Origin of the sequence: Methylobacterium sp. WL103 (assembly GCF_008039885.1) — a bacterium.
Lineage (GTDB): Bacteria > Pseudomonadota > Alphaproteobacteria > Rhizobiales > Beijerinckiaceae > Methylobacterium > Methylobacterium cerastii.
Genome location: NZ_VRUX01000182.1, coordinates 1 through 7,379, shown reverse-complemented (window position 1 = coordinate 7,379; position 7,379 = coordinate 1). Strand labels below are relative to the sequence as shown.

The following is a 7,379-nucleotide window of genomic DNA, read 5'->3' as shown; positions in this document are numbered from 1 at the left end:
GCGAGACCGCGCCCGGCGTGCCGGCGACCTATGCGGCCGCCGACCTCGCCGACCTCGCGCGCCAGCTCGGCGTTTGAGACCTACGCCTCGCCGCGGGCGACCAGCGCCTCGTATTCCGGCACCTCCAGGCGGCCTTCCTTGGCGACGCGGGCCTTGTCCGCGTCGGAGATCACGTCGCCAGCCAGATCCAGGCGCTTCCACGCGGCCAGCGGCGTCTCGCGGCCCGGCGTCGGGACGTACTTGTTCTGCGCGACCTTCTCGTACTTGTGGATGTAGCGCGGGCAGTTGACCCAGATCTTCACCACGTCGACGCGCACCAGGTACTTGGCCTCGGTGTAGTGCGCCATCAGGGGATCGTCGCGCAGCAGCGTCGCGGTGCCCTGCACGCGGACGCGGTGCGGCGTCTCGAAGTCGATGAACAGCAGCCCGACCTTGGCCTGCCCCTCGATGTTGCCCATCGAGTAGAACATGCCGTTGCCGTCGAAGCCCGGGAACACCAGCGTGTGGTCGTCCACGACCTTCACGAAGCCGGGGCCGCCGCCCTTGTACGACACCGTCGGCATGCCGTCGGGATCGACTGTCGACAGGAAGAACATGTCGCGCGAGCCGATGAAGGCCGCCTCGTCGTCCTGGATCGTCTCGTGCACCCACTGGGTGTCGAGGCGGTCGGCGAGCTTGGTGGTCTTGAACTCCTGCTGGAGCGCGCGGTGCGCGTCCGAATAGAGCGAGGCCATGGTTTCCTCCCGAGCCGGCCGAGCCTCCGCGATCCTTGCGTCGCGGAGTTGTCTCGGACTTTCGCGGCGGCACTGTCCCCGCAAACGTCGGCGCGGGCAATTGCCGAGTTTGCCCGCCGCATGAAAAAGGCCGGCCCCGCTTCCACGGGGCCGGCCTTCATCGATCATGGTCGCCTGGAAGGGCTCGACCGAACGTCCGAACGGATCAATTCTTGGTCTTGTCGACCAGCGCCTTCTCGGAGATCCACGGCATCATGCCGCGGAGCTTGGCGCCGACCTCCTCGATCGGGTGACGGGCGAGCTTGGCGCGGGTGGCCTTGAACGAGGTCTGGCCGACCTTGTTCTCCAGCATCCAGTCGCGGGTGAACTTGCCCGACTGGATGTCGTCGAGGACGCGCTTCATCTCGGCCTTGGTCTCGGCGGTGACGATGCGCGGGCCGGTGACGTACTCGCCGTACTCGGCGGTGTTCGAGATCGAGTAGTTCATGTTGGCGATGCCGCCCTCGTAGATGAGGTCGACGATGAGCTTCACCTCGTGCAGGCACTCGAAATAGGCCATCTCGGGGGCGTAGCCCGCCTCGACCAGGGTCTCGAAGCCGGCCTTGATCAGGTCGACGACGCCGCCGCAGAGCACGGCCTGCTCGCCGAACAGGTCGGTCTCGCACTCTTCCTTGAACGTAGTCTCGATGATGCCCGCGCGGCCGCCGCCGTTGGCGGAGGCGTAGGACAGGCCGAGGTCGTGGGCGTTGCCGGAGGCGTCCTGGGCGATCGCGATCAGCGTCGGCACGCCGCCGCCGCGCAGGTACTCGGAGCGCACGGTGTGGCCCGGGCCCTTCGGGGCGACCATCAGCACGTCGAGGTCGGACCGCGGCTCGATCAGGTTGAAGTGAACGTTGAGGCCGTGGGCGAACAGCAGGGCGGCGCCCTGCTTCATGTTCGGCTCCAGCGACTCCTTGTAGATGTCGCCCTGCAGCTCGTCCGGGGTGAGCATCATCACCACGTCGGCCCACTTGGCGGCGTCGGCGACCGACATCACCTTGAAGCCCTGGCCTTCGGCCTTCTTGGCGGTGGCCGAGCCCGCGCGCAGGGCGATGGCGATGTCCTTCACGCCGGAATCGCGCAGGTTGAGCGCGTGGGCGTGGCCCTGGCTGCCGTAGCCGACGATGACGACCTTCTTGCCCTTGATCAGGTTCAGGTCGGCGTCGCGATCGTAGTAAACCCTCATGGTGTTGGTCCTCTCTGGTGAAGGGGTGTGGTTAGCGCTTGGGCTGGCCGTAGAGGGCCAGGAACTGCTCCACCGCGCGGGCGGCGTCGCGTCTGATCTCGGCGGCGTCGAAGGTGATCGCATCGCCGAGCAGAAGTCTGATCTGCACGTCGCGGCCGACGAGGCCGAAGAAGGTGCGGAAGGCGGTCTCGGTGTCGTCGAAGGCGAGCAGCCCCGCCGCGCGGCCCGCCTCCAGCACCGGTTTCAGCCGGTCGCCGATCGCGAAGCGCCCGTTGGCGAGGACGATGCTGCCGAGGTTGCTTTTGCGCGACGCCGCGTCGCCGATGGCGATGCGGTTGAGGGCGATCGAGGCCCGGCTCGAGATCACGCCGAGCCAGGTCGTCGCGAAATCGCGCAGGCTCTCGCTCAGGGCGGCGACGTCGAGGGCGTGCGCCTCGTACTGGCCGGTGCGCACGCGGGAGGCCTGCCATCGCACCGTCGCGGTGAGCAGGCCGTCGCGGTCGCGGAACCACTTGTACAGGGTCTCCTTGGAGCAGCTCGCACGGCGCGCGACCGCATCCATCGTGAGCTGGTCGCCCTCCTCCACCATCAGGTCCAGCACCGCGTCCAGGACGGCCTGCTGGCGGACGGAAGGGGTCGCGTCGTGGATCGCCGAGCCGGATGCCATCGTGCGCTAAAACCGTACCGTACCGTACGGTTCGCCTGATAGGGCGATTCGTTCCGGATCGCAAGGGCACCGTCTGGGGATGCCTTAGGCCGGAAACGGCAGGCCTTCGCGGGCGAAGACGGCTTGCACGGCCGGCCGTTCGGCCATGGCGCGCGCGTGGGCGGTCCAGGCCGGGAACCGGGCCGGCATGTCGAAGCGCAGGGTCGGCCCTCGGGCCCAGACCCAGAACACCATCAGGTAGGCGTCGACCACGCCGTAGCGGTCTTCCACCGCCCAGCCGCCGTTCGAGAGCCTGACCTCGGTCATCGTGCAGAGGTCGCCGAAGGTGTCGGCCGCCTTGGCGCGGATGCCGGGCAGCGCCGCCTCGTCGTCGCTGTAGCGCTCCGCCCGCCGGATGTGGGCGTAGGCCGGGTGGTGGTTGGTCGCGAGCCAGCACAGCCACTCGTCGGCCACCGCCTGCGCCTTCAGGTCCTCGGGCCAGAGCCGCGCCTCAGGGTGCGCGCGGGCGACGTGGCGCAGGATGGCGCTGTTCTCGGTGAGGACCCAGTCGCCCACGACCAGGGCCGGCACCCGGCCGCGCTCGTTGATCGCGAGGTATTCCGGCGCCCGCTGGTCGCCGGCGGCGAGGTCGAGGCGCACGGTCTCGTAGGGCGCGCCCGCTTCCTCCAGGGCGATATGCGAGGCGAGCGAGCAGGCGCCGGGGGCGTAGTAGAGGGTCGTCATGGGCGTGCACCGTCGTCGCTGAGGAGGCTGAGAAGCGTCGCGAGCCTGCCGCGGACCTCGGCGAGGACCACGTCCGGCACGAAACCGAGTGATCTGAGAATGCGTGCGTCCCGATCGATCGAGCGGACCTGATCGACCAGCACCGCGCCCTCAGCCGCGAGACCAGCCGGCAACATCACCTTCGTCGGCCAGGGATCGCGGTTCCGGGTGATCGGGCAGACGATGACGCGGCGAGCCAGCAGGTGCATCTCGTCGTTCGAGGCCACCAGGGCCGGACGGCGGCCGTTCTGCTCGGTCCCGCGGACGGGCTCCAGGTCGACGAGGAGCAATTCGCCGGGACGCGCCCGCCGCTCAGCGGGAGTCGTCATCGTCGATGATCTCGGATCCGCGATCCGGTCCCCAGCCGACGGTGGGAGGCTCGAACGCGGGTCCGAGGCGGCGCGCTTCCGCGACCATCTCGGCCATCGTGAAGACCGGGATCCCGTTCACGTGCCGGCGGCCCTGAGCGTGAGGGCCGGCATCGGTCGTCGTGACGATACGGTCCTTCGCCGTCACCTCGACGGTCTGGCCCTCGCTGAGGCCATGCGAGCGGACGTCGTCCGCAGACAACCGGACGGCGAACGCCTGACCAGATCGTTCCAGTTTCCCTTCCATCCCGACGCTCCTTTCGCGAGCCGGCACCATCATAGCGCCGGCTCTCGCGAAATCACATCGGGTCGGCGCCCCGGCCCATCGCGGCGATGCCGGTGCGGGAGATCTCGACGAGGCCGAGCACGGTCATCAGGCGGATGAAGCGGTCGATCTCCTCGGTCGCGCCGGTGAGCTCGAACACGAAGGAGGTCAGCGTCGCGTCCAGCGTCTTGGCGCCGAAGGCGGCGGCGAGCCGCAGCGCCTCGCCGCGATGCTCGCCCTGCCCCGCCACCTTCACGAGGCACAGCTCGCGCTCGAGCGCGCTGCCCTGGAGGGTCAGGTCGACGACCCGGTGCACGGGCACGAGGCGGTCGAGCTGCGCCTTGATCTGGTCGATCACCGCGTTGGTGCCGGCGGTGACGATGGTGATGCGCGAAAGGTGGCGCGCCTCCTCCGTCTCCGACACCGTCAGGCTCTCGATGTTGTAGCCGCGCCCCGAGAACATCCCGGAGATGCGCGCGAGCACGCCCGGCTCGTTGTCGACGATCACGGCGAGGGTGTGCCGGTTGACGGCCTCGATCTTGCCGGCGTCGGGATAGTGGGTGTTCATGGCGTTCATTGCGGGGCGCGTCCTCGTCGTCCAGTTCGTCCAATCCGCGGCCTCGCACCCCTGGGGCGAGGCGGGCGCGGCTGCGCGTCGCCGCCGATGCGGCGGATCGCGGCCCGACCGCAGGGTCGGGCCGCCACCGAAGGCTACACCAGCATCTTGCCTTCCTCGGAGATCACGTCGCCGATCTCCATGCCGGTCTCGCCGAGGTAGTCGGAGAGCAGCATCTCGTTGTGCGCCTTGCCCGACGGGATCATCGGGAAGCAGTTTTCCTTCTTGTCGACGATGCAGTCGAAGACGACCGGGCCGTCGTAGTCGAGCATCTCGGCGATCGCCGCGTCGAGGTCGCCCGGCTTGTCGCAGCGGATGCCCTTGGCGCCGTAGGCCTCCGCCAGCTTGACGAAGTCCGGCAGGCTCTCCGAGTAGCTCTGCGAGTAGCGCGAGCCGTGCAGCAGCTCCTGCCACTGGCGCACCATGCCCATGTACTCGTTGTTCAGGATGAAGATCTTGACCGGCAGGCGGTACTGCACCGCGGTCGAGAGCTCCTGCATGTTCATCAGGATCGAGGCTTCGCCCGCGATGTCGATGACCAGGCCCTTGGGATGGGCCAGCTGCGTGCCGATGGCCGCCGGCAGGCCGTAGCCCATGGTGCCGAGGCCGCCGGAGGTCATCCAGCGGTTCGGCTCCTCGAACTTGAAGTACTGCGCCGCCCACATCTGGTGCTGGCCGACCTCCGTCGTGATGTAGGTCTCGCGGTCCTTGCACGCCTCGTAGAGGCGCTGCACCGCGTGCTGCGGCTTGATGATCGTGCCCGAAGGCCAGTAGGCGAGGCACTCGCGCGCCCGCCAGGTGCGGATCTTGGCGAACCACCCGTCGAGGTTGGACTTCTCGGGCCGCGCCGGCAGGGCGTGCCAGACCTCCAGCATGTCGGACAGCACGCTCGCGCAGTCGCCGACGATGCCGACGTCGACCTTGACCACCTTGTTGATCGAGGAGGCGTCGACGTCGATGTGGATCTTCTTCGAGAACGGCGAGAACGCGTCGAGGCGGCCGGTGATGCGGTCGTCGAACCGCGCGCCGACGCAGATCATCACGTCGCACTCGTGCATCGCGAGGTTGGCCTCGTAGGTGCCGTGCATCCCGAGCATCCCGAGGAACTTGTCGTCGGAGGCCGGGAAGGCGCCGAGCCCCATCAGGGTCGAGGTGACCGGGTAGCCCGTCTCGGCGACTAGTTCGCGCAGCAGGCGCGAGGCCTCGGGGCCGGAATTGATCACGCCGCCGCCGGTGTAGAAGACCGGGCGGCGCGCGCCCGCCATCAGCTCGACGGCCGTACGGATCTTGTCCGCGTCGCCCTTGACCGCCGGCTTGTAGGTCTTGTGGCCGTCGACCGAGGGACGCTCGTAGAGCCCACTCGCGAACTGGATGTCCTTGGGCAGGTCGACGACGACGGGGCCGGGCCGGCCGTGCGAGGCGACGTAGAAGGCCTCGTGCAGGATGCGCGGCAGGTCGTCGATCGATTTGACCAGGTAGTTGTGCTTCGTGCAGTGGCGCGTGATGCCGACCGTGTCGCACTCTTGGAACGCGTCGGTGCCGATCAGGTGCGTCGGGACCTGGCCGGTGATGCAGACGAGCGGGATCGAATCGAGCAGCGCGTCGGTCAGGCCGGTGACGATGTTGGTCGCTCCCGGGCCCGAGGTGACGAGCACGCAGCCGACCTTGCCGGACGAGCGGGCATAGCCCTCGGCGGCGTGCACGGCGCCCTGCTCGTGGCGGACCAGCACGTGCTTGACCGCCTCCTGGTGAAAGAGCGCGTCGTAGATCGGCAGCACCGCGCCGCCGGGATACCCGAACAACGTGTCGACGCCCTGATCCTTAAACGCCCGGATGACCATCTCGGCCCCGGTCATGACCTCGCCGCCCATCGTCTTCCTCCTACTCGTCTTGCTGGTCTTCGTCGTCTCGATGTCGTCGATCGGGCGCGGGCAACAAAAAAGGGCCCCGCGAGGGACCCTGCATGCGCCACCGCCCGGATCGCGGCCCTGAGTTCAGGGCCGCCCCGTCGGTGGCGCTTCCGCTACGATAAGGATCGTCTTCATCGCGATCGATCTTTCGCCCAACGCAGGCCGCCCGCATGGCGCTCCGCGTGAAAAGTGACCGGTGTCTTAACGAAGGGCTCGCCGATGGTCAACGGTCTTCGGGCGGTGCGCGAGGTCTCCGCAGAGGATCGGGCCTCCGCGAAGCATTTGCCGCAGGCCGGCCCCAGGGCGCGCCGCGCGATTGCCCCGGCTCGGCGCCCGGCCTATCAACGATCCTCGTCCCCCAGCCCAGCGAGCGCGAGTGCACGGAACGCCGGTGGCCCAGCCCGAGACGGCCTCGCTCAGCTACCTGCTCCTCGACGTCGCGGGCACGTCCTGCGCCCTGCCGCGCTCTGCGGCCGGCGAGGTGCTGCCGCTGCCGGACCTGTTTCGCCCGCCGGCCGCCGGCGGGTGGCTCGCCGGCTTCCTCAACCTCGGCGGCGAACCGGTGCCGGTCGTCGACCTCGCGCGCCTCCTCGGCCTGCGCGAGGGGGCGCACGATCCCGGCCCCTACGCCCACTTGATCCTGACGCCGGACGTCGCCGGGGCCTGGCTCGTCGACCGGGTGACCGACCTCGTGACCATCGAGCCCGAGGCGATCCGGCCGGTGGCGGCGCAGGCGAGTCTGAACGGCTGCGTGTCCGCCGAGATCGCCCAGGGCGACCGGCTGATCCACGCCCTCGACCCGGAGCGCCTGCTCGGCGCCGAGGAGCGCGCC

General features: G+C 69.1%; 9 protein-coding genes. 1 reads left to right on the top strand and 8 read right to left on the bottom strand.

Going from position 1 to position 7,379, the window contains the following annotated elements; all coding sequences use genetic code 11:
- Positions 1-80: 80 nt before the first annotated feature.
- The 8 genes from FV222_RS12800 to FV222_RS12765 form a co-directional block, all read right to left on the bottom strand.
- The gene (locus FV222_RS12800) at positions 81-734 is read right to left on the bottom strand and encodes a pyridoxamine 5'-phosphate oxidase family protein (RefSeq protein ID WP_147763790.1); all 654 of its coding nucleotides are present in this window, start codon (positions 732-734) and stop codon (positions 81-83) included.
- 205 nt (positions 735-939) lie between these two features.
- A complete protein-coding gene (gene ilvC, locus FV222_RS12795) occupies positions 940-1,959 on the bottom strand; it encodes a ketol-acid reductoisomerase (protein WP_147754019.1) in 1,020 nt (339 codons plus the stop codon).
- A 31-nt stretch (positions 1,960-1,990) separates the two neighbouring features.
- Complete coding sequence (locus FV222_RS12790) at positions 1,991-2,626, bottom strand: TetR/AcrR family transcriptional regulator C-terminal domain-containing protein (protein ID WP_147763789.1); 636 nt, start codon at positions 2,624-2,626, stop codon at positions 1,991-1,993.
- A gap of 84 nt (positions 2,627-2,710) precedes the next feature.
- Positions 2,711-3,349: a glutathione S-transferase gene (locus FV222_RS12785; RefSeq protein ID WP_147763788.1), complete on the bottom strand. Its 639-nt coding sequence runs from the start codon at positions 3,347-3,349 to the stop codon at positions 2,711-2,713.
- Positions 3,346-3,717 carry a type II toxin-antitoxin system PemK/MazF family toxin gene (locus FV222_RS12780; RefSeq protein WP_147754016.1) on the bottom strand — a complete coding sequence of 124 codons (372 nt, stop codon included), beginning with the start codon at positions 3,715-3,717 and terminating at the stop codon, positions 3,346-3,348. The genes FV222_RS12785 and FV222_RS12780 overlap by 4 nt, the downstream gene beginning before the upstream one ends.
- Complete coding sequence (locus FV222_RS12775) at positions 3,701-4,036, bottom strand: MazF family transcriptional regulator (RefSeq protein ID WP_246685441.1); 336 nt, start codon at positions 4,034-4,036, stop codon at positions 3,701-3,703. The genes FV222_RS12780 and FV222_RS12775 overlap by 17 nt, the downstream gene beginning before the upstream one ends.
- A 19-nt stretch (positions 4,037-4,055) precedes the next feature.
- Entirely contained in the window at positions 4,056-4,598 is a 543-nt protein-coding gene (gene ilvN, locus FV222_RS12770; protein WP_147754014.1) for an acetolactate synthase small subunit, read from the bottom strand.
- A 134-nt stretch (positions 4,599-4,732) separates the two neighbouring features.
- On the bottom strand, positions 4,733-6,508 hold the full coding sequence (locus tag FV222_RS12765) for an acetolactate synthase 3 large subunit (RefSeq protein WP_147814527.1): 1,776 nt from the start codon (positions 6,506-6,508) through the stop codon (positions 4,733-4,735).
- 430 nt (positions 6,509-6,938) lie between these two features.
- Between FV222_RS12765 and FV222_RS12760 the strand changes: the two genes are divergently transcribed.
- On the top strand, positions 6,939-7,379 hold a 441-nt coding region (locus tag FV222_RS12760; RefSeq protein WP_147814525.1), incomplete at its 3' end, for a chemotaxis protein CheW.

Bases quoted from the DNA above. Each gene is read 5' to 3' on its own strand.
- FV222_RS12800 (WP_147763790.1), bottom strand. From the start codon at position 734: ATGGCCTCGCTCTATTCGGACGCGCACCGCGCGCTCCAGCAGGAGTTC.
- ilvN (WP_147754014.1), bottom strand. From the start codon at position 4,598: ATGAACGCCATGAACACCCACTATCCCGACGCCGGCAAGATCGAGGCC.
- ilvC (WP_147754019.1), bottom strand. From the start codon at position 1,959: ATGAGGGTTTACTACGATCGCGACGCCGACCTGAACCTGATCAAGGGC.
- FV222_RS12775 (WP_246685441.1), bottom strand. From the start codon at position 4,036: ATGATGGTGCCGGCTCGCGAAAGGAGCGTCGGGATGGAAGGGAAACTG.
- FV222_RS12780 (WP_147754016.1), bottom strand. From the start codon at position 3,717: ATGACGACTCCCGCTGAGCGGCGGGCGCGTCCCGGCGAATTGCTCCTC.
- FV222_RS12785 (WP_147763788.1), bottom strand. From the start codon at position 3,349: ATGACGACCCTCTACTACGCCCCCGGCGCCTGCTCGCTCGCCTCGCAT.
- FV222_RS12790 (WP_147763789.1), bottom strand. From the start codon at position 2,626: ATGGCATCCGGCTCGGCGATCCACGACGCGACCCCTTCCGTCCGCCAG.
- FV222_RS12765 (WP_147814527.1), bottom strand. From the start codon at position 6,508: ATGGGCGGCGAGGTCATGACCGGGGCCGAGATGGTCATCCGGGCGTTT.